Source organism: Mycolicibacterium hippocampi (assembly GCF_010723735.1).
In the GTDB taxonomy this organism is placed as follows: Bacteria; Actinomycetota; Actinomycetes; order Mycobacteriales; family Mycobacteriaceae; genus Mycobacterium; species Mycobacterium hippocampi.
On sequence record NZ_BLLB01000002.1, the window covers coordinates 3,673,189 to 3,697,910 of the forward strand.

Genomic DNA, 24,722 nt, shown 5'->3' on the forward strand with positions numbered 1-24,722 from the left:
CCCGTGTGAGCTGAAGTAGTCGACTGCCGTACAGAAGAAGTGGTAGGCAACCATATGCCCATCACACGAGCGGACCTGTTGGCCACTGCGCAGCGATCGCTGAGCACGGCCGCAGCACACGACCGCGACGGCTGGATCGGGATGTTCACCGCCGACGGCCGGGTCGAGGATCCGGTGGGTTCGGCACCACACCGGGGCCACGTCGCCATCGGGCACTTCTACGACACCTTCATCGGGCCCCGCGTGATCTCCTTCCACCCCGACGTGGACCTGGTGGTCGGCACCACCGTGGTGCGCGACCTCGAGCTCGAGATCCAGATGGCCGCCACGCTGACCATGCGGGTGCCCACCTTCATCCGCTACGACCTGCGCGACGATCAGGACGAACTGAGAATCGCCGCGCTGTCGGCGTACTGGGAGCTGCCCGCCATGATCGGGCAGTTCGTCCGCGGCGGGCTCGGGGCCGTTCCCGCCGGGCTCGGGCTCGGCAGAACCATGTTGGCCAACCAGGGCCTGTCCGGCAGCCTCGGCTTCCTCACCGGATTCCGCGGGCTCGGCACCGGCGGCAAGGCGCTGGTAGCCCGCTTCCTCGACGAGGCCTGCGGCGGCGACGAGATCGGCGTGCGGCGGCTGGCTGCCGACATCCCGATCACCCGCGGGGATTCCACCGCGATGACCACCTCCGACCTGGTCAAGCACCTGGCCGGCGGGGCCTGGAGCAAACTGATCCGGTCAGGACGCGCCGTCGCGGCACGCGTCGACCACGACGGGGGCCGCACCGTGGTTGTCGCGGACCTGCGGTCGGACAGGGTCGCGATCGGCCGGATCCGGATCTTCGGTGAGAGCGCGCGGCCGTGAGCGCCGGCGCGCGAACGGTGGCCCGCCGGCGCGCGACGGACATCCCGGATTCGGCCACGTTGTCGCGCTCCGCGCCGCGGGCGTGAGAACGTAGCAGCACCATGGAATCTGCTGATTACGTCACCTACGAGGAGTTCGGGCGCCGGTTCTTCGAAGTCGCCGTGACCGAGGACCGCGTGGGCGGGGCGATCGGCGCGATCGCCGGTGACGCCTTCGAGATGGGCCCGATCGCGCAGGGCCCGGGCAAGATCGCCAAGGTGACGGCCCAGGTGCGGATTCTGGCGCCCCGGGTCAAACGCGAGGTCGGCGATTCGATCACTTTCGGCATCCGCATCCCGTTGGAGATCGACATGGTCGTCGACCTGCGGATCGACAAACCCAAATTCATGGTCTTCGGTGAGATCTCGCTGCGCGCCACCGCCAGGGCTGCCGAACCTCTGCTGCTGATCCTCGACGTGGAGAAACCGCGCGCATCCGACATCTCCATCCACGTGACATCCAAATCGCTGCGCGCCGAGGTGGTTCGCATCGTCGGTGGCGTGGACGCCGAGATCAGACGGTTCATCGCCGCCCACGTCGCCGGTGAGATCGACAGCCCCGAGTCGGTCCAGGCCAAGGTCATCGATGTCGCCGAGCGTCTCGACGCCGCCTGGACCGGCATCTGAAACGGCCCGGCGGTCACCCGCTCCACTGCGAGAGCAGCGGTCGCCGGGGGTCGCGGCCCGCACCTCCGGAATGGCCGCGCAGGCGTCGCCACAGCCACGGCGCCAGCATGTTGCGCGTCCACAACATCTGGGAAAACATCTGCGAGTACGAGCGCGACCGCAGGGACGGCAGGGCCGCCGCGGGATCCCGCGCCGCCCAGTCATGGCTGCTGCCGGGCAGCCCGAGAGCCTCGGCCGCAGCAGCGGCGAACAGCTCGTGGCCCCTGCTGGACCCGTGGACCCGGTCCGGACTCCAGATCTCCGGCTGGGTCATCGACGGCGCGTGGTAGAGGTCCACCAGCCGAAACCCGTACCGGTGGGCGGCATCACGGATCTCTGCGTTGATCCGCAGCACCCGCCCGGCGAGCAGGCGCCCGATCGGCAGGATCCTGGCCACGTCGGGGAACGTCGTCGTCACCACCGTCGCCCCCGATTCGGCCAGGCCCAGATGCAGATCGTCGAGATGGGCCAGCGCGCGGTCGAATCCGGGCCCGGGCCGGGTCACGTCGTTCATCCCGACACAGACGGTGATCAGATCCGCACCCATGGTTATCGCCTCGGGCAGTTGATCGTCGAGCACATCACGGATCTGTTTGCCGCGCACCGCCAGGTTGGCGTACTGCAGGCCGGGACGGTGGGTGTCGAGCAGCGCGGCCAGCCGATCGGCGAAACCGACCAACCCGACAGCGTCGTCACCGTCCCACAGTCCCTCGGTCTGGCTGTCGCCCAACGCGACATACCGCGAGTACCGGTGCACAGCTGGCACTGTAGCCGTGCACTACCGCGGCCGCCTCCGGCTATCGTGCAACCCGTGGACGAAGTGCACACATGCCCAGGCTGAGCGCGGGACTGCTGCTCTACCGCGACACCCACGGCCCTCTCGAGGTGCTCCTCGGCCACCCGGGCGGCCCGTTCTGGGCGCGCAGAGACGAAGGCGCCTGGTCGATCCCGAAAGGTGAGTACGCCGAGAGCGAGGATCCGTGGACAGTCGCGGTGCGCGAGTTCACCGAGGAGATCGGGAAGCCGCCACCGGCCGGGGACCGGATCGATCTCACCCCGGTCCGTCAGCCCGGCGGAAAGATGGTGACCGCGTTCGCCGTCCGTGGTGACCTCGACCTCGAGGGTGCCTGCAGCAACACGTTCACGCTGGAATGGCCCAAGGGCTCGGGAAACGTCAGGGAGTACCCGGAGATCGACCGGGTGGCGTGGTTCGCCGTGCCGGTGGCTCGGGAGAAGCTGTTGAAGGGGCAGCGCCCGCTGCTCGATCAACTCCGGGATGCGCTCGGACACGACGGACCGCAGGTGTCTCGATCGCGTTGATCGTCAAGGCGCGGCCGTGGATCCGCCAGCCCCGGGGCGTCCGCGCATACTCGTCGTCATAGCGCAGGTGCCACACCACATCCGTGGCCGACGTCCCCGTGACCGTCCAGTGGTGGGCGATACAGGTGATCCGGCCCAGCCCGCAGTCGGCGTGGTCGCCACGGGCGTACACCTCGCCGACGATCGCGTGCTCGGTCCGGGTGACCTGTGCCAGCGCCGACATCGCGGTGCGCACACCGTCGCGCCCGTGGTGCAGGCGCACCGGCTCCAGGGAACGCGGGGGATCGGGGAGGCGCAATTCCGCTGTGTCGGTGAACAGTTCGACGACTTCTGCGAACCTGCGATCGTCGACCGCGGACGCGTACAGATGGACCAGGTCGCTCAGCGCGAGCCGATCGGCCACCGCCAGGTTCACGGTGCCAGGCCCAGGCGCGCGGCGCACCCGGAGAGCATGTCACGGGCCTCGTCGATATCGGTCACTGCGGGCATCGCCAGCACCACCCGGTCCGCACCGTTGGCGGCGAGCCTGGCCGCGCGTTCGGCATCGATCTTTCCCACCTGGTGTCCGACAGTCACTTCCAGCGCTGCGCCGTCGCGTCCGACACGGGTGGCCTCGTCGCGCATGACGGAGACCAGTTCCCCCAGCCGCTCCGGGCCGACACCCAGCGGCTGGAATCCGTCACCGTATCGGCCCGCACGCAGCGCGGCAGCGCGGCTGTGCCCGCCGATGTGAACCGGAAGGTGCGCACGGGGTCTCGGACGGCACACCGCGTCCTGGAACGCGAAGAACTCGCCGTGATGGCTCACCCCGTCGGTGGGACCTTCCCACAACATCCGCATCACCTGGAGTTGCTCGTCGCTGCGCCGGCCGCGGCTGGCGAACTCGGCGCCGCATGCCTCGACCTCCTCCTTGAGCCATCCGACGCCGACACAGAGCCGCAACCGCCCGCCGGAGAGCGCATCCACCGTCGCAGCGCGCTTGGCCAGCACCACCGGGTGGTGGTTGGGCAGCACCAGCACGCCGGTGGCCAGCCCCAGACGGTCCGTGCGGCCGGCCAGAAACGCCAGTAGGTCGAGGGGATCGGGAACCGGGCACCGCGGATCGATATCGACCCGCCCGGACGGGTCGTACGGATAGACGCTGGTGTAGCGGGAGACCATCACGGTGTGTTCGGCGACGACGATCGACTCGAACCCGCAGGCCTCCAAATGCCGGGCGAACAACGTCATCCAGTCGGGGTCGTCGGTGAGCCCGGACGCCAACGGTGCGAACACGGCGAATTTCATTCCCACCGGCGCCTCTTCCTACAGGTCCAGGGTCAGCGAGGATTCGCCGGCCGCCCGGGAGACGCAGGTCAGAATCAGCCCTGCGGCGCGCTCCGGGGCCGTCAGCAGTGTGTCGCGATGGTCGGGCTCGCCGGCGAGCACCCGCGTCCGACAGGTGCCGCAGAACCCCTGCTGGCACGAGTACGGGGGGTTGACCCCGGCCCGTCGCAGTGCCGCCAGCAACGTCTCGTCCGCGCCCACCCCGACGGTCTCACCGGTGCCGGCCAGGGTGACCCGGAACGGACGGCCGTCGACGACCGGTGCTGCGGCGAACCGTTCGAAGTGCAGCTCGATGTCGTCGCGGCCCACCAGGGCCGCCCGAATGGCCGTCAGCATCGGGGCGGGTCCGCACGCATACACCGCAGTGCCATCGGGGCAGTCGCCGAGCAACTCCTCCGCGGTGGGCAGACCGTCGCTGTCGTCGGTGCGGATCGCGGCGGCGTGGCCGAATGCCGCGACCTCGTCGAGGAACGGAAGACTGTCGCGGCTGCGGCCGGTGTAGACCATCGACCAGTCGACCTGCAGCCGGCGTGCAAGATCGAGCATCGGGAGGATCGGCGTGATGCCGATGCCGCCGGCGATGAACCGGAACCGCCGCGCCGGCGAGCCGCGGCCGGGAACGGTGAGCGGAAAGGCGTTGCGCGGGCCGTGGGTGTGCACGCTGGCCCCCTCGGGCAGCGCGTCGTGGACCTCCACCGACCCGCCGCCCCCGTCGGGAATGCGTCGCACCGCGATGCGGTAGTGGTCATCCGACGACGGGTCTCCGCACAGCGAGTACTGCCGGACCAGACCGCTGGGCAGGTGGACGTCGAGATGCGCACCGGGATACCAGCGGGGAAGCGTCCGGCCGTGGGCGGCGGTCAGAGTCAGCTCGATGACGTCCTGGTCATGGGCCACGACGCGGCGCCGCGCCACGTTCAGCGTCATGGTGTCGGCGCCACCGCTCGGAGGCCGGATCCGCCGCACCGCCGCAGTGCTCGCGAAGATGCCAGACAGCGCCGCGCCCGCCAGACCCAGCGTCGGGTCGTGCCTGGTGCGGCCCGACGCGCTGGGCGGGGTCTTCAGGTATGTCTGCCGGTAACGTTCGAACACCGGCATCACATGTGGGCCGCGCGCGCCGCGGGGGAGGTCGCGAGGTATGCGACGGCCTGTGCGGTGGAGCCGAGTTCCTCCGGCGAGTAGCCGGGCCGGAAGTACGCCAACGTGTTGGTGCCGAACAGCGCGCGGTAGCGGGGCAGCAACCCGAGCTTCGAGTCACGCATCCGGAGCCGGTTGAACTTCCACCAGCTGGTGGTGGCCGTGGGATCGTTCTTCACCAGGTACCACGCGGCCCGCTGGAAGAACACGAACAGCATGACCGCCGCGGTGGCCATCGCCCGCACCCGGCTGAAGTAGCTGTCGTGGAAGTACATCGCGACGTCGTGGGCCACGCTCCGGTGCTCGACCTCCTCGCTGCCGTGCCAGCGGAACAGGTCGACCAGCGTCGGGTCGGCGTGATGGTCGTCCCAGGCGCAGTTGAGCGAGAAATCGCCCATCACCGCGGTGTAGTGCTCGATGGCGGCGATCAGCCACAGCCGCTCGCAGAGGTGGTTCAGCCGCCGGGCCGGGTCTGTGGTCTCCGGCGGGGCCAGCACCTCGGTGAAGACGTGCTCGACCTGGGCGAGGATCGGTGCCGGGTCGACCCCGTGCTCGACCATGAAGGTGTGCAGGATCTTCTCGTGCACGTCGGCGTGGGTGGCCTCCTGGCCGATGAAGCCGCGAATGTCGTCCGCCAGCTTGGGGTCCTTCACCAGTGGCAGCGCTTCGTTGAAGGTTTCGACGAACCAGCGCTCACCGGCCGGCAGCACCAGGTTGAGCACGCTGACCACATGGGAGGCCACCGGATGGCCCGGGATCCAGTGCAAAGGGCTGTCCGCCACGTCGAAGTGCACCTTACGAGCCTGGATCTGTACCGGACCTGGATCGATCTCGTCTTCGCATCGGCGTGGACGCAACATCTGCGGACTCCTGTTCGTCGTCACTCTTCGCGAGTTTACGACGTCGGGGTCCGGTTAGTGGGAACGCGGGTCCCGGATAGCTGTCCCGGGGTGCGGGATCAGCCGAGTGGTTGGCCGGGGATCGGGGGACCGCCCTGGATCTGCGGGGGGGCGCCGGCGACGGGTCCTCCCGCTCCCGGGGCGCCGGCGATCGGCACCATCGGCGTCGGGGTCACCGTCGTGACGCCGTTGGCGCCGACGGTGGGGCCACCGGTCGGACCCTGAGCTTTGATGATGTCGGCCGCTTCCTGCGTGCAGTCGAGATTCAGCAGCATCCGGCCGCCGCTGGTCATCTTCTGCGAGTCCACCAGGCAGTTGAACTGCGGGAGCACGCTGCCGGTCGATCCGCCGAAGTACGCCTTGACTCCCTGGCTCTTGAGGATCGCCAGCGCCCGGCCGTACTGCTCGCCGGTCACGTTGTACGGCGATTGCTGCGAGGGCTGGGAGATCGCCACGCCGGCGCCGATCAGCGCGGCTGTGCCGGCGGCGACCAGCCCACCGCTGAGCACAACAACCTTTTTCACGACGAGCTTCCTCACGACAACAAATCTCCTCGGCTCGGGTGGTGCGGTGCGAACATATCGCAGCGGTGTCGAATGTGAAACCGCTGCAGAAGTCCCAGGCGTTACACCCGGGCGTCACACCGGGGGCTTGACCGCGGCCCTCATCGCCTCACACAGCGCTGCGGCACGCGGATCGGTGAAGACCGACTCGAGCAGGATCTGGTGCCCGTCCGGGTCGCCGAGCGGAACCCGCCAGTTCGGATACTCGTCGGTGGTGCCCGGCTGGTTCTGGGTGCGCACCTCGCCGACGGCGTCGGCCAACGACAGCGCCAGCAGCCGAGACGGGGTACGACCGAGGTAGCGGTGCAGCGCCAGCACCACGGCGTCCATGTCGGTGTCCTCGCCGGCGTCGTCACCGTCGAGCAGCCCGACCCGGCGCAGCTCGGACATCCAGGCCCGCTGCTGGGCTCTGTCGCCGGCGAGCTCCTCGTCCGCGGGCCGGGTCAGCAGCCCAAGCTCGTCGCGCAGCCGGACGTGTTCGCCGGCAAGGTACCCCCTGGTGGGTGGCAGATCGTGGGTCGTGACGGCCGACAGGCAGTTCTCCCGCCACCGCTCCGCGGGCAGCGGTCCGCCGGCGCCGTCGCGGTCCAGCTCGAACCACAGGATCGACGTGCCGAACAGGCCGCGGTCGCTCAGGTAGTGGCGGACCCACGGTTCCACGGTGCCGAGATCCTCTCCGACGACGACTGCGCCCGCGCGTTGCGCCTCCAGCGCCACGATGCCGATCATCGCCTCGTGGTCGTAACGCACGTAGGTGCCTTCCGTGGGCAACACACCCTCGGGGATCCACCAGAGCCGGAACAGCCCGATGATGTGGTCGATGCGCACCCCGCCCGCGTGCCTCAGGATCGCCGCGACCAGCGCCCGGAACGGTTCGTAGGCCGTCTCGGCGAGCTGGTCCGGACGCCACGGCGGCTGCGACCAGTCCTGCCCGAGCTGGTTGAACTCGTCCGGCGGGGCGCCCGCGGTGACCCCGAGCGCCAGCACGTCCTGCAACGCCCAGGCGTCGGCGCCGTCGGGATCCACCCCGACGGCGAGGTCGCCCATGATGCCCAGTTCCATCCCCGCCTGCACCGCGCCGGACTGCGCGGCCCTGAGCTGGTCGTCGACCAGCCACTGCAGCCAGCGGTGGAAGTCCACCGCCGAGGGGTGCTGTTCGACGAACGCGGCGACCTCTTCGGAGCGCGGGTGCCGCAACGCCTCCGGCCACTGGTGCCAGTCGTTTCCGTGGCGTTCGGCCAGCGCGCACCAGGTGGCGAAGTCGTCGAGGCTGCGCCCCTCCTTCTCCAGGAACGCCTGGTAGGCGATCTCGCGGCCGGCCGAGCGCTCGACCTGGTAGATGCTCGCTAGCGCGTCACGCTTGGCCTTCCAAGCCCGGTCCCGGTCGATCTGTTCGCAGCGATCGGCCCGCATCTGCACCGCTGCCTGCACCTTGCGGATCCGGCCGCGGTGCCGGACGAAGGCGAACTCGGGCACAGCTGCGACCCGCAGGTACATCGGGTTGACGAAACGCCGCGAGGTCGGCAGGTACGGGGACGGTTCCATCGGTGCCGCGGGCGCGGCCGCGTGCAGTGGATTGACCAGCACGAAACCCGCGCCGTGGCGGGCCGCTGACCAGACCGCCAGGTCGGTGAGATCGGTCAGATCGCCCACCCCCCAGGAGTTCCGGGAACGGACGCTGTAGAGCTGGGTGGCCAGACCCCAGGCGCGACCCGGCCCGAGGCGGGGTGTCTCCAGCGACGACGGCGACACGATGACAGTGGTGCTGACATCCGACGAGCCGATCTGCAGGTACAGCCGGTGATAACCGATCGGCAGGTCGGCGGGCAGCTCGAAGCTCGCCTCACCGACCAGGCGCCCGTCGAGATCGAATGGCGCCCTGTTGTTCTCGAGCTGCCGCACTCCGGTGCGCACGCTGCCGTCTTCCAGTCGCAACCACAACCTCGCCGGGTCACCGTGGGTCACGTGAACCCAGAACGGTGTGGCGACGCGGTTGCGGCCGACGATCACCGGGGGAAGTGGGCGGGCCCAGTGGGCACGGTCGTGTGCCGCGATCGCCGCCGCCCGGTCCTCTTCTGTCCCCGCGGGCACCCCGAGCGCGTCTAGGACGGCGACCAACGTGGTCGGCGCGACGGTGACGGGCCGGCCGGTCCAGTCGGTGTAGCCGGTCGCGACGCCGTACCGGTCGGCGAGTTCGATCAGCGAGTCGGGCAGGTCGACGTCCGCGGCGGCAGCAGGCATGCCGCCAATCTTGCCCCGTCAGCCGCTATCACGGAGACCGGGTTTGGGTAGGGTCGCAGACCATGGCGGCCGAAACCCTCCAGGGCGGCCAGGTGCGCAATGGCCGGGCTCGCCTCGCAGTGGCAGCATTGTTCCTGACCAACGGCGCGCTGTTCGCCAACCTGCTGCCCAGGTTCCCGGAGATCAAGTCGGATCTGGCGATGTCGAACGCCGTCTACGGCGGGGCGGTGGCCGCCTTCTCCGCCGGGGCGCTGCTCGCCGGGCTGACCGCCGCAGCGTTGATCCGGCGTTTCACCTCGGCTCGGGTCGCAGTGGTCACCACGGTGGCGCTCGCGGTGTTCCTCACACTCGCTGCGCTGGGGCCCTCGCCGCTGATGTTCGCCGCGGCCCTGTTCGTCGCCGGTTCCTGTGACGCGATCACCGACGTCGCCCAGAACGTCAACGGGCTTCGGCTGCAACGTGATTACGGGCGGTCCATCATCAACTCGCTGCATGCGGTGTGGGCCGTGGGTGCGATCACCGGCGGTCTGATGGGCGCGGCCGCGATCGCACTGCACATCCCGCGGGCGGTACACCTGGGCGTCGCCGGGGCGGTCTTCTGCGTTGTGGTGGCCGTCGCGTACCGGCATCTGCTGCGCGGCCCCGACCACGACAACCGCCCCTCGCAGCGCCGTGCTGACGGAAGCCGGGTGGGCGCGGCGGTGTACCTGTCGCTGGCGGCGCTGGTGGGTATCGCGATCGTCGGCGCCACCGTCGAGGACTCCGGAAGCTCTTGGGCCACCTTGTATCTGCGCGACAGCCTGGCTGCGCCGGGCCCGGTGGCGGCGATGGGGTACGTCGCGCTGGTCGGGTTCATGTTCCTCGGCAGGCTACTGGGCGACGGTCTCGTCGACCGGTTCGGCGAACGCGCCGTAGCGCGTGCCGGCGGCCTGATCACGGCGGCGGGCATGGGGACCGCCCTGGCCTTTCCGACGGTGCCGGGCACGATCGCAGGTTTCGCGGCTGCAGGGCTGGGGGTCGCCACGGTGGTACCGGCCGCGATGCGCGCCGCCGACGAGTTGCCGGGTCTTCGCGCCGGCACCGGGCTGACCGTGCTGACATGGCTGATGCGGGTCGGGTTCCTCGGCGCACCACTGATCGTCGGTGTCATCGCCGATGTGACCAGCCTGCGGGTCGGGCTTCTCATCGTGCCGGTCGCCGGTGGCACGCTGATCTTGCTCGCCGGGGTGCTCAGCACCCGGCGACGACGCTGAGCTGCTATTCGAGCGCGCCTCTGGCCATCGGGGTCAACACCTCGTGCGCGAAGCGGCGCAGTTCTCCGTCGTCTGCGAAGTCCGGGTCGGACGGCGGCATCGACAGGTACGTGAAGAACAGGCGAGCGAAGACATCGGCCACCCAGCGCACCGGTTGCGCCGGGGTTCCGGGTGACTCACCGTGCAGGTAATTGGCGATGAACGCCGACCCCATCGCGATCAGCTCTGCGGACTCCGCCGGGGGACCGGGGTCGACATGCGGGGCCCGACGCAGGATCGGGTGGACCCGGGCGAAGCTCACCGCGGCGATGAACGCATTGGCGACCCCCTCGTCGGGGTCGGTGGTGGCCTCGATGGCGTCGGCCACCGCGGCCAGAAACCGCTGGGTCTCCCGGCGGACCAGCGCCGCGACCAGGTCGTCACGGCGTGGATAGCGCCGGTAGGCCGTCATCCGGGAGACTCCGGCCTTGCGCACGACCTCCTCGACGGTGATGCGGTTCAGGCCGACGGATGCGGCCTCCGTGAGCGCGGCATCCAACAGTCGGCGGCTGGTGCGGTCCGCGGATTCGTCGTTCCCGTGGTCGCCGAAGAGCCTGGCGGCGCCGCCGACGACGACGACCAGTTGGGGATCGATCACCGGGTCAGCACCTCCGGCGCCGGCGCGCCGGCGGCCCGGGCACGCGCCAGCAGCACGTACCGGGGTGTCCCGAAGGCCCATCGGTGCATCCGCGCGTCGAGTTGCAACACCGGTTCGTAGAGGGCGCGGCTCAGGGCGGCGGGACGGTCGTGCCCGGTCAGCTCGCGCGCCCACCTGGGTGCTCGGATCATGCCGGCGTGCACCGCGAATCGGCCGACCCCGCGCTGGATCGGCCCAGGCAGGTCGGACAGGAACGGCGAGGCGGTCAGGAAGTCGAGGAAGGCGCGCGTCTGGGCCGTCACGGCCAGCTTGGGGCGCAGCCGCGCGACGAATCTCTCGAGCTCGGCCACACTCGCCGGCACGTCCTGCCCGCCGCCCAGTCGCCCGATCGTCGCCTGCTCGGCGAGGTATCGGTCCCGCTCGTCGGCAGACAGCACCCTGTTGGTGCGTTCGAAGGTGCGCATGATCATCCACGGAATGCAGACGTGCACCCAGGTGATCAGCTCGGGGTCGAGCGCACGGTAGGGGACCCCGTCCGGGCGGGTCCCGTTGACGAACGAATGGATGTGGCGGACGCGCTCGATCAGCGCGGTGGCCGCGGCAGTGTTCCCGAACGTGGTGGCCAGCACGTAGCCCAGCGTGGCGCGGGCCCTGCGGAACGGGTCGTCGCGAAAGTCCGAGAGGTCCTCGACGCCCGCGACGACCGAGGGGTGGAGCACCTCCAGCACGATCGCCGCGAGGCCTGCCTGGGAGACGGCCGCAAGATCGGCGTGCAGCTCCCACGACATGCTGCCGGGCCCGATCAGGCCGGGGTCACCCGACGGGCCGCCGTAGATCGCGGCGTCGTCGTGCCGGCCGGCCTGGCGCTCGAAGCCGTCGACGATGCGGCTGCGCAACGGATGCATCAGAACCCCTTTGGTATGAATGTTACAAACCCACTCCTGTATATACCAAAGCCGCTTGCCGCGGCGGTGGATTTTCCGGGTCCCACGGCACACCCCGGCTTACGCTGGCGTGCATCTCGACGGATCCGCTCACTGGTACAGTTACGTACCAAGAACTGACCAAAGGAGTTCGACATGACCACGGAGGCCACGCCCCGCGACACCGCAGGTGGACGGCCCGTCGTGGAGACCACCAACGGTCCCGTCCGCGGCGTGGACGACGGCGTGGTCAAAGCCTGGAAGGCGGTGCGCTACGCGGCCGCACCGGTCGGCGACCTGCGGTGGCGGGCACCTCAGCCGCCGGTTGCGTGGTCGGAGCCCGCCGATGCGAGCCGGGTCGGGCCGGTGTGTCCGCAGCCCACGGATCCGAGGATCCCGATCGACCTCGGAGCCCCGCAGGGTGACGATTTCCTGACCCTCAACGTGTGGGCGCCGGCGGGCACCCAACCCGGCGACGCCAAACCGGTGATGGTGTGGGTGCACGGCGGCGCCTACATCCTCGGCTCGGCCAGTCAGCCGCTCTACCATGGCCGCGCCCTCGCTGCCGGCGGTGACGTCGTGGTCGTCACCGTCAACTACCGGCTCGGGGCGCTGGGCTTCCTGGAGCTGTCGACTCTGGGCGCCGACAGCGAGCGATTCGCCACCAATGTCGGCCTGCGCGACGTGCTGGCCGCGCTGGGCTGGGTGCGCGACAACATCGCGGCGTTCGGCGGTGACCCCGAACGGGTCACGTTGTTCGGGGAGTCCGCCGGAGCGGGAATCGTGACCACGCTGCTGGGGAGCCCGGCGGCGGCCGGGCTGTTCAGCGCCGCGATCGCCCAGAGTTCGCCGGTCACCTCGACCTACGACTCCGGGCGCGCCCGCGGGGTGGCCGAAAGGTTCCTGGAGGTGCTCGAGGTCGGGCCCCGGGACCTCGGCCGCCTGGCGGATCTGAGCACCGAGGCGATCGTGGCGGCGTCGCGGACGGTGTTCGACGAAGTGCCCGTGCGCACCCCGGGCAGGCTGGCGTTCGCGCCGATCGTCGACGGCGACCTGGTTCCGGACTATCCGGTCAGCATGGCCAGGAAGGGTTCGACCCATCCGGTGCCGCTGATCATCGGCACCAACAAGAACGAGGCCGCGCTGTTCCGGTGGATGAAGTCGCCACTGATGCCCATCAAGCCGGAGTCGATCAAGGCGATGTTCGCCGAGATCGCCGCCGAACAGCCGGGCCTGCAGCTGCCCGACGAGACCCGCTTGGGCGGCACCTACCGCGGCCGGCGGACGGTCAAAGGCCTCGGGTTGGCCAGCGACCTCGGTTTCCGGATGCCGTCGATCTGGTTCGCCGACGGTCACCGTGCCGTCGCGCCGGTGTATCTGTACCGCTTCGACTTCGCCACCGCGATGCTGCGGCTGCTGCGCCTGCACGCCGCCCACGCCACCGAACTCCCGTTCGTCTGGGGAAATCTCGGCGCCGTGCGCAGGGACCCGATGTTCGCGCTCGGTGGCCGCAAGGTCGGCGAGGCGGTCTCGCAGCGGATGCGTGCCCGGTGGACAGGCTTCGCGACACACGGCGAGCCCCGCGGGCCGGCCGGTGAACCGGCTTGGCGCCCTTACGGTGCCGACGACCGCGCCACCCTGGTCATCGACAAGCAGGATTCGGTGGTCGACGACCTCGACGCCGACGTGCGGCGCGCCTGGGGCGACGACGTCCTGAGCTTCCTGTAGAGATCCGAGTTCCCGGAGGTGCCGCCATGGAGTTCCTCGATGTACTGCCGCCGCAGATGCGCGACCCGGTGCTGTTCGCGGTCCCGTTCTTCCTGCTGCTGCTGATCATCGAGTGGACGGCCGCCCGCAAGCTCGAGCACCTGCCGAGCTCCGGCGATCCCGGGCGCGCCGGGCCCGGCGCCCACCTCGCGCGCGACTCCTGGGCCAGCATCTCGATGGGGCTGGTGTCGATCTTCACGATGGGTGCGTGGAAGTTCCTGGCACTGCTGGGTTATGCGGCGATCTACGCCTACCTCGCGCCGTGGCATCTGTCGGCCACCCAGTGGTACACGTGGGTGATCGCGATCGTCGGCGTGGACCTGCTCTTCTACGCCTACCACCGCACCGCGCACCGGGTCCGGTTGATCTGGGCCACCCACCAGGCCCACCATTCCAGCCAGTACTTCAACTTCGCGACCGCGCTGCGGCAGAAGTGGAACAACAGCGGGGAGATCCTGATGTGGATTCCGCTGCCACTGTTGGGTGTTCCGCCGTGGATGGTGTTCGTGAGTTTCTCGTTCAGCCTGATCTACCAGTTCTGGATCCATACCGAACGCATCGGTAAGCTCTGGCGCCCAATCGAATTCGTGTTCAACACGCCCTCGCACCACCGGGTGCACCACGGAATGGACCCGCAGTACCTGGACAAGAACTACGGTGGCATCCTGATCGTCTGGGATCGGCTGTTCGGCACCTTCCAGCCCGAGCTGTTCCGGCCGCACTACGGGTTGACCAAACCCGTGGACACGTTCAACATCTGGAAGCTGCAGACGCGCGAATACGCGGCCATCGGCCGCGACGTGCGGGCCGCCCGCAGAATTCGCGACAAACTCGGCTATATTTTCGGCCCGCCCGGGTGGCTGCCCGTGGGCGCGGCCCGGGCCGGCGACCAACCGCCGGCCTACGTTCCCCGATAGCGTGAACGATCGGCGACACAGCCCGTGGGCACGCCGTAGTGTGCGCAGAGTGGAGACGGTTTTTGATGCTCGCGTCGACCCCGCACTGGTAGATCGTTCGCTGGCCGAAAGTGCACTCGGCTCGGTGTGGCTGGACATCGCCCGCCCGGAGTTCCCCACACCCTCGGGTCCACTCACCTGCGACCTGCTGGTGATCGGCGGCGGCTACACCGGCCTGTGGAGCGCGCTGCACGCCGCGCGCCGGCACCCGGACAGGCGGATCGTGCTGATCGAGGCCGACCGCATCGGCTGGGCGGCCTCCGGGCGCAACGGCGGCTTCGTCGACGCCAGCCTGACCCATGGGTTCGAGAACGGAAAATCCCGCTGGCCCAACGACATCGACACGCTCGAGGCGATGGGCATGGAGAACCTCGACGGCATGCAGACCGAGATCGCCGAACTCGGCCTCGACACCGAATGGCAGCGCACCGGGATGCTGACGGTGGCCACCGAACCGCATCAGGTCACATGGCTCGAGGAGGCCTCCGCCGACGGGCAGGGACAGCTGCTCGATGAGCCAGGGGTTCAAGCCGAAGTCCACTCACCGACATATCTCGCGGGTCTCTACAGCCCTGACACGTGCGCGATCGTCAACCCCGCCAAACTGGCGCTGGAGCTGGCGCGGGCCTGCCGCGATCTCGGTGTCGAGATCTTCGAGCACACCACCGCGCACCGGATCGACTCGGGCGGCGCCGCGCTGCGGGTGCACACCGACGGGCCGGCGGTCACCTGCCGTCAGGTGGTGTTGGCGACCAACGTGTTCCCCAGCCTGCTCAAGCGCAACCGGCTGTTCACCGTGCCCGTGTACGACTACGTGCTGGCCACCGAGCCGCTGTCCGAGGCGCACCTCGAGCGCGTGGGCTGGCAGCGACGGCAGGGAATCGGCGACTCCGCCAACCAGTTCCACTACTACCGCCTGACGATGGACAATCGGATCGTCTGGGGCGGGTATGACGCCGTCTACCACTTCGGCCGGCACGTCAAAACCGACTACGAGGACCGCCGGGAGACCTACCGGCGGCTGGCGGCGCATTTCTTCATCACCTTCCCGCAACTCGACGACGTCCGGTTCAGCCATCGATGGGCCGGACCCATCGACACCAACACCCGATTCTGCGCCCACTGGGGCCTGGCCCGTGAAGGCCGCGTCGCCTACGTGAACGGGTTCACCGGGCTGGGTGTGGGCGCCACCCGGTTCGCCGCCGACGTGTGCCTGGACCTGCTGGACGCGACGCAGACGCCCCGCACCCGGCTGGAGATGGTGCGCAAGAAGCCGTTGCCCTTTCCGCCAGAACCCCTTGCCAGCGTCGGCATCCAGGCCACCAGGTGGTCGCTGGACCGGGCCGACCATTCCGCGGGCCGGCGCAACCTGTTGCTACGGGCGTTGGACGCCGCCGGGCTCGGCTTCGATTCGTGAGCCCCGGGGCAGGTCGTGCGGTCGCGGCGCGCCCCGACATGTAACGCTGACATGTAACGCCCCTTTTCCGGATTGCGATGAGCCTGTTACATAAGCCGTGACAGCGGGTATCACCGGCCGGGAGAGCGAGGGGGCGCCATGCCTGTTCAGCCGTCAACACGATCGGCGCGTCGATGGCTGGCGTTCCTGCTGGCGGTGGCCGCCCCGCTGCTGGCCATCCTGCTGACGTCGGCGCCCGCACCCGCCCAGCCGGGCGTGGTCGTCCACCCCGGCATGGAGATCCACCAGGATTCGGTGCTGTGCACCCTCGGCTACGTCGACCCGCAGACGCGGGTGGCGTTCACCGCGGGGCACTGCCGCGCCTCGGGCACGGTCTCGGACAAGCAGGGCAATTTCATCGGCAGGCAGGGTTCGTTCCGGGACAACACCCCCGACGGCACCACGATCGACACCAACCACCAGATCGCCGACTGGCAGGTGATCCACCTGGCTCCCGAGGTCGCCGTGAACAACGTGCTGCCCAGCGGACGGGTGCTGGTCACCGATCCCGCGGTGCTGCCGGTCGTAGGTATGCCGATCTGTCACTTCGGGGTGGTGACGGGGGAGAGCTGCGGGACGATCGAGGCGGTCAACAACGGCTGGTTCACGATGGCCAACGGCGTGGTGAGCCGCAAGGGTGACTCCGGAGGCCCCGTGTACACGCCGATGCCCGACGGACGCACCGTGCTCATCGGAATGTTCAACAGCACCTGGGGCACGCTGCCGGCGGCGGTGTCGTGGCAGGTCACCAGCCAACAGGCCCGCGAGGACACGATCTCCTCGGCGTCGGCCAGCCTCGCCGCACCTCCCGCGCTGCCCTAAACGCGAAGCTCGAACACCGGGATCGACGGCGCCACCTCACGCCTCTCGGCGGCCGTCGAGGCCGGGGTGAGACCGCCGACATGGCCTTTGACCTGCCAATACCACCGCTCGAGGTAGCGCTCCAGCAGTTCGGGCTTGACCTCGTCGGTCAGCTCGACCGCACGGCGGCGGCGTGAACGCCACCGCGGTCCCATCTCGACGGCTCCCGCGGCGCGGACGTTGCGCGCCCACTGGGTGTTCCCCCGCGGGGAGACCAGGTACTGCCGACCGTCGACGGACAACAGATTAACCACCACGCCTCGTGTTCGGCCGGTGCTGCGGCCTCGCACCCGCAGGGCGGTGCTGCCCGCGATGCTCACCCCCAGTTCGGCGAGATGCCGGATCGCTTCGTTGAAGATCCGGGCGCCGAGTCCCGGAACGTCGTAACGCAGTTTCATGTCGTCACGCTGTCTCATCGAAATTCCCTTCCATCGGAGAAAAGAGAGCAGTGCTCTCTCCACCTAGGCTGTCACGCCGCGCCTCCGAAATCAAGAGCAGTGATCTCGTTTTGTGCCACACTGGACCGGTGGGCAAGCGACAGGACTCCCGCGACCGGACCGAACGCCGCATCGTCGAACTGGGCCGGCGCCACCTGGTGACCGAGGGCGCGGCCGGGCTGTCGTTGCGCGCGATCGCGCGCGACCTGGGGATGGTGTCCTCGGCCGTGTACCGCTACGTGGGCAGCCGCGACGAGCTCCTGACGCTGCTGCTCGTCGACGCTTACACCGACCTCGCGGACGCGGTCGAGCACGCCCGCGACGCCGCACCGGATTCCTGGCGCGAGCAGCTCCTCGCGATGGGGCGGGCGGCCCGGTCGTGGGCCGTCCGGGAGCCGGCGAGCTGGACCCTGCTCTACGGAAGTCCGGTACCCGGGTATCACGCCCCTCGAGAGCAGACGGTCGCACCGGGCACCAGGGTGGTCGGCGCACTGTTCGGCGTCGTGGCGACAGGCGTCGCCAACGGGGAGGTTCCCTCGTCGGAAACCGGGGCGAAGACCGCCGCGTCGAAATCCACTGTGCCACCGTCGTTGTCATCGGATTTCGACCGGCTGCGCGCCGAGTTCGACTTCGCGGTCGATGACACGGTGGTCGCCAAGTGCCTGGTTCTGTGGGCGACCCTGGTCGGCGCCATCAGCCTGGAGGTCTTCGGACAGTACGGATCCGACACCTTCACCGATAATGCGGTGGTGTTCGACACGCAACTGAGCCTGGTGGTCGAGATGCTGGCCGGTCAGAACGCCTGAGTCCCGGATGGACTGACGACGAACCCGTGCTCCCCGTAGCGGCGATCCGGCGGATCGGGTGTGTCGCTGGGCCAGGATGCCGGCTTTTCCGCCCGGCAGGCCAGGGCGTCGTCGCTCGGCACCGCGCACACCACCCCGTTGTCGGGCGCGATCTTGGTTCCGGTTGGCAACAACGGATATATCGCGTCACCGACTTCGGTGCCGGACCGGCCGAACTGCGCTGGACGGGTCAACGAGACCGAGACCATGTCGAGCTCGGCTTGCGCGCCGGGTAGTGGTCCCTGGCAGAACACCCCGAGTTCGGCGATCAGGCTGAGTTGGCACCGGAGCCCGCTCGGCGTCCGGAAGGCCCACCCCGAGGTACTCGGATGAGCGCCCTGAACCCGATAATCGCCGAGATCGATCGGCGGGTACGCGCCGACATCGGGAAACGACGGCGGGGTCGCCTGCGCGGACGGTCCGCCGAGGGTGGCGGCAGCGATGACGGCCGCCCCGACGGCTACGGCCGCTTTCGGCAGTGCGGGCATCACCATGTGTTGGTCATCGGAGACGCTGCGCCATCCGTTAACAGCGACCGAACTAGAACACGTTCTAGCCAGCACGGCCCCGGGTCGATATTCTCGAGGAGATGCTTGACCAGACACCTGTCCAGATCGCGTGGGTGACCGCCGACCTCGCAGCCACCGAGAAGGCGCTCACCGCGCTGTTGGGCGCCAAGAGGTGGACCCGGATGCCGGGCGTGCACTTCAGCCCCGACGCGTGTACGTATCGCGGGCGACCCGCCGATTTTGTCGCCGACATCTCGTTGAGCTACGCCGGCGACACCCAACTGGAAGTGATCGCCCCGGTGACCGGCCACAGCGTGTACACCGAGTTCCTCCAGCGCTGCGGCCCCGGGCTACACCACATCTGCGTCGAGGCCCCCGATGTCGAGCGGTTCGAGGCCGCCGTCGACGCGGCCGAACGTGACGGCGCACCCGTCGTCATGTCGGGCACGATGCCCGGCGGCATGCGGTTCGCCTACGTCTCGGCCGAGAACTCGGGCGTGCCCTACATCGAGATCGCCCACATCCCGCCACAGATCCACGCCCTCTTCGACCACATCAAACAGGAGCAGAATTGACCATGCAGCACATCCCGGAAACCGTGAGCGTGGATGAGGTCACGTCCTGGTCCGAGGAGACCGACGTGGTGGTCCTCGGGTTCGGCATCGCCGGCGGGTGCGCAGCCGTGAGCGCCGCAGCCGCGGGAGCCCGCGTCCTGGTGCTGGAGAAGGCCGCCGCAGCGGGCGGGACCACATCGATGGCCGGTGGGCACTTCTACCTCGGCGGCGGGACGGCCGTCCAGCAGGCCACGGGTCACGACGATTCCCCCGACGAGATGTACAAATACCTGGTGTCGCAGTCACGCGACCCAGAGCACGACAAGATCCGCGCCTACTGCGAGGGCAGCGTGGAGCACTTCGACTGGCTCGAGGCGCTGGGTTTTGAGTTCGAGCGCACGTTCTACCCCGGCAAGGTCGTCGTCCCGCCCGGCACCGAGGGGCTGTCCTACACCGGCAATGAGAAGGTGTGGCCGTTCTGCGAGCAGGCCAAGCCCGCTCCGCGCGGACACTCCGTGCCGGTCCCCGGCGAACTGGGTGGCGCGGCGATGGTGATCGACCTGCTGCTCAAGCGCGCCGCCGAGCTCGGGGTGCAGATCCGCTACGAAACCGGAGCGACCGCGCTCGTGGTCGACGACGACGGTGCGGTAGCGGGGGTGCGTTGGAAGCACTTCACCGAAACCGGTGAGGTGAAGAGCAAGTCGGTCATCGTCGCTGCCGGGGGCTTCGCGATGAACGCCGAGATGGTGGCTGAATACACTCCGGCGCTCGGTCAGGAGCGTAAGACGAAACACCACGGCATGGCGGCCCCCTACATCCTCGGCAACCCGAACGATGACGGCCTCGGCATCAAGCTGGGGGTCTCGGTGGGCGGCGTGGCCACCAACATGGATCAGCTGTTCATCACCGCCGCCGCGTACCCGCCGGAGATCCTGCTGACCGGGGTGATCGTCAACTCCGACGGGCAGCGGTTCGTCGCCGAAGACTCCTATCATTCGCGCACTTCGGCTTTCGTGCTGGAACAGCCCGGCCAGTCGGCGTACCTGATCGTCGACGAGGCCCACATGCAGATGCCCGAGATGCCGCTGATCAAGTTCATCGACGGTTGGGAGACGGTCGCAGAGATGGAGTCTGCGCTGGGGATTCCGGAAGGAAACCTCGCCGCGACCCTGGACCGCTACAACCGCAACGCCGCCGACGGCCAGGACCCGGACTTCCACAAGCAGCCGGAATACGTTGCGGCACAGGATCATGGCCCGTGGGCGGCTTTCGACCTGACTCTGGGCCGGGCGATGTACTCCGGTTTCACGATGGGCGGGCTGAAGGTGTCCATCGACGGGGAGGTGCTGCGCGAGGACGGCAGCGCGGTCCGCGGGCTGTACGCCGCGGGCGCGTGCGCGTCCAACATCGCCCAGGACGGCAAGGGATATGCGAGCGGCACGCAGCTGGGAGAGGGGTCGTTTTTCGGGCGGCGGGCGGGAGAGCACGCAGCGCGGCCCCAGCAGTAGGCGCTACACGCGCGTCGGTTCCTCACCGACATCCCCGAGATGCCAACGGCCTTCGCCGAGCAGTTGCAGCTGGCGGGTGTGGTGCTGTTCGACGGTGCTGCGGTGGCTGACGCTGACCACGATGGTGTCCGGGAGCTCGCTGCGCACCAGCCGGTAGAGCATCAACTCCAGACCCTCGTCGAGCGCTGAGGTCGATTCGTCGAGGAACACCGCCTGCGGCTTCGTGAGCAGGATCCGAGCGAACGCGATCCGTTGTTGCTCACCGGGGGAGAGCACCTTGGCCCAGTCCTGCTCCTCGTCGAGCCGACCGGCCAGGTGCGGTAGCGCCACCCGTTCCAGCACCGCGCGCAGATCGTCATCAGTGATCGACCCGATCGCGTTGGGATACGACACCACCGCGCGCAGATCGCCCAGCGGCACATACGGCATCTGCGACAGGAACATCGTCGCGTTGTCCTCGATCGGATAGCTGATCGAACCCGAGGCGAACGGCCACAACCGCCCCAGGCTGCGCAGCAGTGTGGTCTTTCCGGTGCCGGAGGCGCCGGTGATCACCAGGGCATCGCCACGTTGCAGCGACAGGTCGAGTGGATCGATCAGCCGGCGTCCGTCCGGGGTTCGCACCTCGACGTCGTCGAGCTGGACCCCTCCGTCGGCGGAGTTCTCCGCGTTGAGGGACGGCAGCGCCCGGCCCTCCTCGTTGGCGATCACGAGGCCGTGCAGACGGATGATCGCGGCGCGGTAGCCGGCGAAGTCGTCGTAGGCGTTGCGGAAGAACGACAGCCCGCTGAGGATCTCGCGGAACGCGCTGGCGGTCTGTGAGAGCTGGCCGAGGGTGATCTCGCCGTTGAAGAACCTCGGGAACTGCACGATGTAGGGAATCAGTTCCTGCGCCTGGCTGATCGAGAGGTTCCATCCGAGGAAGCCGGCCATCCGGTTGACGTATCTCTTGTAGTTGTCCACGATCGGCGCGAAGAGCCTCCGCAGACCGGTGCGCTCGGCGATCTCACCGCGGTAGAACGCCACCGCCTCGGCAGCGTCACGCAGACGCACCAGGGCGTACCGGAAAGCGGCGTTGAACTTCTCGTTGCGGAACGCCAACCCGATGATCGGGCGGCCGATCCAGAACGCGACGACCGTGGCGAACAATATGTATGCCAGGCCGATCCAGAACATCGCCTTCGGCAGCTCCACGCCGACGAACGGCAGGGTCACCGGCCCCGACAGATTCCACAGGATCGCGGTGAACGAGATCATCGCGGCGATCGACGAGATGGCGCCGAACAGCAGTGTGGTTCCCGAGGTGTTGTTGGGCCGGTTGGGCAGCGGGCCGACACCGGCGGTGAAGATGTCGATGTCCATCTGGATGCGCTGGTCGGGGTTGTCAATGGTGTCGTCGATGAACCGCGAACGGTAGTAGGCCTTACCCTCGAGCCAGTCCCCGGTCAGCTGGTCGGTGAGCCAGGCCCGCCACCGCAGCATGAACCGCTGTGTCGCCAACAGGTCGATCATGATCGTGGCGACGTTGATGACCGCCAGCACCGCGAACACCGTCATCGACATCCAGAAGCCGTCCCGGCCGGATTCCCGGACGGTGTCATCACCGGCTCCGACCCCGGCCGCGATGACCTGGAAGCTGGTCATCATGTCGTTGCCCTGGAAGCTGAACAGCACCGACAATCGGACGCTCGCGATCACCAGCAGCAGGATGCCCGCCAGCCACAGCCACACGACCACGCTGTCGCGGCCGGTGAAATAGCCACGGGTGACCCGCCAGAACTGGCGGCCCCACTCGGTGTACCGGGCGATCAGTACCAGCGCCACCAGGGTCGCGACGGCGGCGTACGCCCAGCCTTTGGCGATCCATGCCAACGAGGTCCAGACCTCGTTGTCCCAGTTCAGCGTTGGGGTGAACGTTTCCATTCGGGCAAACTACCCTGACCGTCGGCCCGCAGCGTGGTGGAGCGCGCTAACCCGAGGGCGCGAGTCGGCCCAGCCGCCATTCCCCGTCCCCGACGAGTTCCAGCCGCTGGTCGTGAAACTGTTGGACCGTCGCCCGGTGGCTGACGCTCACGATGACGGTCTGCGGCAGCTCCGCACGGACTGCGCGGTACAGCATCTGCTCGAGGCCCTCGTCCATCGCCGATGTCGTCTCGTCGAGAAACACCGCCGAGGGCCGGTTCAGCAGGATGCGGGCGAACGCGATCCGCTGCTGTTCGCCCACCGAGAGCACCTTGGTCCACTCCTGCACGTCGTTGAGCCGGATCACCAGATGCGAAAGCGCGACATCGAACAGTGCCTGTTGAATGGCCCGGTCGTCGACCACCCCCGAGCCGCGGGGGTAGGCGACCACGGCCCGCAGGTCACCGATCGGCAGATAGGGCAGTTGGGGTACGAACATCGCGTCGTCCCGGCCGTGCGGGAGTCGCACCTGTCCCGTCGCGAACGGCCACAGCCCGGCCAGGCTCTGCAGCAGCACGGACTTGCCCACCCCCGACGGGCCGGTGATCAGCAGCGTCTCGCCGGCGTCGAGGTGCATGTCCAGAGTGCGCACCAGCGGCGTCCCGTCCGGCTTGCGCACCTCGACGCCCGCCACCTCCAGTGCGCCGGCCGCCGACCCTTCGGTCCGGACCGAGTCGAAGTCGGCGGCCCGGACGTTCTGCTCGGCCAGCCCGTCGAGACGGATGATCACCGCGCGGTAGCTGGCGAACTGGTCGTAGGCGTTGCGGAAGAACGACAACGAATCGTGGATCGCGCCGAACGCGATGGAGGACTGCCACACGTCGCCGAAGGACAGCCGGCCGGCGAACAACCCCTGTGCCTGGACGAGCCAGGGCAGCGGGTTGATCGCCTGGCTCATCGAGACGTTCCAGCCGAAGAACAGCATCATCCGGTTGAGCCACCGGCGGTAGTTGTCCATCACCGAGTCCAACCGCCCCTTGAGCAGCGAGCCCTCCGCGGACTCGCCGCGGTAGAGGCCGATCGCGGCGCCGCCGTCACGCACCCGGACCAGCGCGTAGCGGAACCCGGCGTTGCGCTTCTCGTTGAGATAGCTGAGGCGGATCAGCGGGCGGCCGATCGCCACCGCGACGACGGTGCCCACCAGCACGTAGACCAGCACGATCCAGAACAGCGCCCGGGGCAGGGTGAGGCCGGCGAGCGACACCGGTTCCGACAGCCGCCACAGGATCGCACCGAACGTCAACACCGACAGCACGGCCTCCACCGCACCGAACAGCAGCGTGTTGCCCGAGGTGTACATCGGGTTGTTCGTCTGGCCGCCGACTCCGGTGGTGAACACGTCGATGTCCTGCTGGATGCGTTGATCCGGGTTGTCGATGGGCCTGCTGGAGAACTGGGCGCGGTAGTAGGCCAGGTCACCGAGCCAGTCGCCGATGAACCGGCGGCTCAGCCAGATGCGCCATCGCATGATGAAGCGCTGCATGACGTACATGTCGAGCAGCAATCGGACGATGAAACAGCCGGCCAGCACGGCGAACACCACCATCGTCGCCCAGAACCCGGCGACACCGCTGGCCCCGGCCGCTTCGGAGGTCCCGCCCTGGAAGGCGATCTGCAGCGCGGTGAACAGGTCGTTGATGTAGTAGGTCAGCAGTACGTTGATGCGGACCGCGACGACCACCGACAACAGCAGGAAGGCGACCAGCAGCCACACCGTGACGCTGCGTCGGCCCGTGAAGTAATCGCCTGTGACACGCCAGAATTGACGCCCCCACTCGGTGAAACGGCCCAGTGCCAGCAGCACGATCAGCAGACAGAACGCCGTGAGTACGAACGTCGTCGCGACCCAAAGCGCAGAGTTCCACAGCTCGCGGCTCCAGTCGATGGACGGCTCGAACGTCGGCTCGAAAGTCTCGGTCTCCAAGCCCTCACCTCCCCCCGCCGGCCAGCCTGCCTGCGGCGAAGCTACCGCAGCCCACCGCGGCAGACCGGCATTCCGGTCGGCT

23 protein-coding genes and 1 pseudogene are annotated in these 24,722 nt (G+C 68.7%); 11 read left to right on the forward strand and 13 right to left on the reverse strand.

The annotated features are described in order from the left end of the window. Window positions 1–54: 54 nt before the first annotated feature. Together G6N53_RS18775 and G6N53_RS18780 are read left to right on the forward strand one after the other, a co-directional pair. Window positions 55–858: a ketosteroid isomerase family protein gene (locus G6N53_RS18775; RefSeq protein WP_163890877.1), complete on the forward strand. Its 804-nt coding sequence runs from the start codon at window positions 55–57 to the stop codon at window positions 856–858. Window positions 859–959: 101 nt separating this feature from the next. Then, complete coding sequence (locus tag G6N53_RS18780; RefSeq protein ID WP_163890879.1) at window positions 960–1,523, forward strand: hypothetical protein; 564 nt, start codon at window positions 960–962, stop codon at window positions 1,521–1,523. 13 nt (window positions 1,524–1,536) lie between these two features. Here the strand turns inward: G6N53_RS18780 and G6N53_RS18785 are convergent, their stop codons facing one another. After that, window positions 1,537–2,319: an SGNH/GDSL hydrolase family protein gene (locus G6N53_RS18785; RefSeq protein WP_163890881.1), complete on the reverse strand. Its 783-nt coding sequence runs from the start codon at window positions 2,317–2,319 to the stop codon at window positions 1,537–1,539. Window positions 2,320–2,390: 71 nt separating this feature from the next. On the opposite strand from G6N53_RS18785, the gene G6N53_RS18790 reads away from it, so the two are divergent. Further along, entirely contained in the window at window positions 2,391–2,882 is a 492-nt protein-coding gene (locus G6N53_RS18790; protein ID WP_163890883.1) for an NUDIX hydrolase, read from the forward strand. Between the two features lie 22 nt (window positions 2,883–2,904). On the opposite strand, the pseudogene G6N53_RS18795 reads toward G6N53_RS18790, so the two are convergent. The 6 genes and pseudogenes from G6N53_RS18795 to malQ form a co-directional block, all read right to left on the reverse strand. Continuing rightward, window positions 2,905–3,324, reverse strand: a pseudogene (locus G6N53_RS18795) (nuclear transport factor 2 family protein); the annotation flags it as partial. Then, window positions 3,294–4,169 (reverse strand): LLM class F420-dependent oxidoreductase, encoded by an 876-nt coding sequence (locus tag G6N53_RS18800; RefSeq protein ID WP_163896077.1) that lies wholly within the window; start codon window positions 4,167–4,169, stop codon window positions 3,294–3,296. The gene G6N53_RS18800 and the pseudogene G6N53_RS18795, both read right to left, overlap by 31 nt. Before the next feature lie 18 nt (window positions 4,170–4,187). After that, window positions 4,188–5,306, reverse strand: coding sequence for a PDR/VanB family oxidoreductase (locus tag G6N53_RS18805; protein WP_163890885.1), 1,119 nt, complete (start codon window positions 5,304–5,306; stop codon window positions 4,188–4,190). Further along, complete coding sequence (locus G6N53_RS18810; protein WP_163896079.1) at window positions 5,306–6,205, reverse strand: metal-dependent hydrolase; 900 nt, start codon at window positions 6,203–6,205, stop codon at window positions 5,306–5,308. Before G6N53_RS18810 ends, G6N53_RS18805 begins: the two co-directional genes overlap by 1 nt. A 98-nt stretch (window positions 6,206–6,303) precedes the next feature. Continuing rightward, window positions 6,304–6,768 (reverse strand): hypothetical protein, encoded by a 465-nt coding sequence (locus G6N53_RS18815; protein ID WP_163890887.1) that lies wholly within the window; start codon window positions 6,766–6,768, stop codon window positions 6,304–6,306. 114 nt (window positions 6,769–6,882) lie between these two features. Further along, on the reverse strand, window positions 6,883–9,048 hold the full coding sequence (malQ, locus tag G6N53_RS18820; RefSeq protein ID WP_163890889.1) for a 4-alpha-glucanotransferase: 2,166 nt from the start codon (window positions 9,046–9,048) through the stop codon (window positions 6,883–6,885). 62 nt (window positions 9,049–9,110) lie between these two features. Here malQ and G6N53_RS18825 point away from each other — a divergent pair, with 62 nt between their 5' ends. Further along, window positions 9,111–10,301 carry an MFS transporter gene (locus G6N53_RS18825; RefSeq protein WP_163890891.1) on the forward strand — a complete coding sequence of 397 codons (1,191 nt, stop codon included), beginning with the start codon at window positions 9,111–9,113 and terminating at the stop codon, window positions 10,299–10,301. A gap of 4 nt (window positions 10,302–10,305) precedes the next feature. On the opposite strand, the gene G6N53_RS18830 is transcribed toward G6N53_RS18825, so the two are convergent. After that, entirely contained in the window at window positions 10,306–10,938 is a 633-nt protein-coding gene (locus G6N53_RS18830) for a TetR/AcrR family transcriptional regulator (protein WP_163890893.1), read from the reverse strand. Continuing rightward, window positions 10,935–11,843, reverse strand: a complete 909-nt coding sequence (locus tag G6N53_RS18835; protein WP_163890894.1) for an oxygenase MpaB family protein — start codon at window positions 11,841–11,843, stop codon at window positions 10,935–10,937. The genes G6N53_RS18830 and G6N53_RS18835 overlap by 4 nt, the downstream gene beginning before the upstream one ends. Window positions 11,844–12,017: 174 nt before the next feature. Between G6N53_RS18835 and G6N53_RS18840 the strand changes: the two genes are divergently transcribed. The 4 genes from G6N53_RS18840 to G6N53_RS18855 all read left to right on the forward strand — a co-directional run bounded on the left by G6N53_RS18840 (window position 12,018) and on the right by G6N53_RS18855 (window position 16,862). Beyond that, window positions 12,018–13,589 (forward strand): carboxylesterase/lipase family protein, encoded by a 1,572-nt coding sequence (locus tag G6N53_RS18840; protein ID WP_163890896.1) that lies wholly within the window; start codon window positions 12,018–12,020, stop codon window positions 13,587–13,589. Window positions 13,590–13,615: 26 nt separating this feature from the next. Further along, window positions 13,616–14,545 (forward strand): sterol desaturase family protein, encoded by a 930-nt coding sequence (locus G6N53_RS18845; RefSeq protein WP_163890898.1) that lies wholly within the window; start codon window positions 13,616–13,618, stop codon window positions 14,543–14,545. Window positions 14,546–14,594: 49 nt separating this feature from the next. Next, window positions 14,595–16,001 carry an NAD(P)/FAD-dependent oxidoreductase gene (locus G6N53_RS18850; protein ID WP_163890900.1) on the forward strand — a complete coding sequence of 469 codons (1,407 nt, stop codon included), beginning with the start codon at window positions 14,595–14,597 and terminating at the stop codon, window positions 15,999–16,001. A 138-nt stretch (window positions 16,002–16,139) separates the two neighbouring features. Continuing rightward, a complete protein-coding gene (locus tag G6N53_RS18855; protein WP_163890902.1) occupies window positions 16,140–16,862 on the forward strand; it encodes an Rv1815 family serine proteinase in 723 nt (240 codons plus the stop codon). On the opposite strand, the gene G6N53_RS18860 is transcribed toward G6N53_RS18855, so the two are convergent. After that, entirely contained in the window at window positions 16,859–17,299 is a 441-nt protein-coding gene (locus tag G6N53_RS18860) for a nitroreductase/quinone reductase family protein (protein ID WP_163896081.1), read from the reverse strand. The genes G6N53_RS18855 and G6N53_RS18860 overlap by 4 nt on opposite strands. Window positions 17,300–17,427: 128 nt before the next feature. Between G6N53_RS18860 and G6N53_RS18865 the strand changes: the two genes are divergently transcribed. Continuing rightward, window positions 17,428–18,144: a TetR/AcrR family transcriptional regulator gene (locus G6N53_RS18865; protein WP_163890904.1), complete on the forward strand. Its 717-nt coding sequence runs from the start codon at window positions 17,428–17,430 to the stop codon at window positions 18,142–18,144. On the opposite strand, the gene G6N53_RS18870 is transcribed toward G6N53_RS18865, so the two are convergent. After that, window positions 18,132–18,671, reverse strand: coding sequence for a hypothetical protein (locus tag G6N53_RS18870; protein WP_163896083.1), 540 nt, complete (start codon window positions 18,669–18,671; stop codon window positions 18,132–18,134). The genes G6N53_RS18865 and G6N53_RS18870 overlap by 13 nt on opposite strands. Before the next feature lie 101 nt (window positions 18,672–18,772). Between G6N53_RS18870 and G6N53_RS18875 the strand changes: the two genes are divergently transcribed. Together G6N53_RS18875 and G6N53_RS18880 are read left to right on the forward strand one after the other, a co-directional pair. Further along, window positions 18,773–19,267 carry a VOC family protein gene (locus G6N53_RS18875; RefSeq protein ID WP_163890906.1) on the forward strand — a complete coding sequence of 165 codons (495 nt, stop codon included), beginning with the start codon at window positions 18,773–18,775 and terminating at the stop codon, window positions 19,265–19,267. Between the two features lie 2 nt (window positions 19,268–19,269). Then, window positions 19,270–20,754 (forward strand): FAD-binding protein, encoded by a 1,485-nt coding sequence (locus G6N53_RS18880; protein WP_163896085.1) that lies wholly within the window; start codon window positions 19,270–19,272, stop codon window positions 20,752–20,754. Window positions 20,755–20,757: 3 nt separating this feature from the next. On the opposite strand, the gene G6N53_RS18885 is transcribed toward G6N53_RS18880, so the two are convergent. Both G6N53_RS18885 and G6N53_RS18890 read right to left on the reverse strand, forming a co-directional pair. After that, window positions 20,758–22,677: an ABC transporter ATP-binding protein/permease gene (locus G6N53_RS18885; protein WP_163890908.1), complete on the reverse strand. Its 1,920-nt coding sequence runs from the start codon at window positions 22,675–22,677 to the stop codon at window positions 20,758–20,760. A gap of 46 nt (window positions 22,678–22,723) precedes the next feature. Continuing rightward, window positions 22,724–24,640: an ABC transporter ATP-binding protein/permease gene (locus G6N53_RS18890; protein WP_163890910.1), complete on the reverse strand. Its 1,917-nt coding sequence runs from the start codon at window positions 24,638–24,640 to the stop codon at window positions 22,724–22,726. Between the last annotated feature and the right edge of the window lie 82 nt (window positions 24,641–24,722).